This is a genomic window from Pseudoalteromonas sp. S558 (assembly GCF_005886635.1).
Taxonomy (GTDB): Bacteria; Pseudomonadota; Gammaproteobacteria; order Enterobacterales; family Alteromonadaceae; genus Pseudoalteromonas; species Pseudoalteromonas aliena.
In genome coordinates, this window is record NZ_PNDU01000564.1 from 1 (window position 1) to 309 (window position 309).

Consider the following 309-nt stretch of genomic DNA (forward strand, 5'->3'; position numbering starts at 1 on the left):
AGTCATAAACATAATTTACTACACTTTTTCACAATACGACGCTCTTCCGAGCTCTCTCACAACCTAAGTTACTGGAACCTAAATCCAGCGCGTCTACCAATTCCGACACTCCCGCATATCACTTTGAATTAATCAAAGAAATGGTAGTTATTTTAAACTCTTCATTGAGTGCAATTTAACTCTTGCAGAGCCACTTCTAAAAAAGAAATGGTGGCTAAGACGGGATTTGAACCTGTGACCCCATCATTATGAGTGATGTGCTCTAACCAGCTGAGCTACTTAGCCATTGTTGGCTGGGATACCAGGATT

At 40.8% G+C, this 309-nt stretch carries 1 tRNA gene; it reads right to left on the minus strand.

Annotated elements, in window-relative coordinates:
• Positions 1 to 208 precede the first annotated feature (208 nt).
• Positions 209 to 285: transfer RNA gene (locus CWB66_RS21445), tRNA-Met, on the minus strand.
• Positions 286 to 309: the final 24 nt, after the last annotated feature.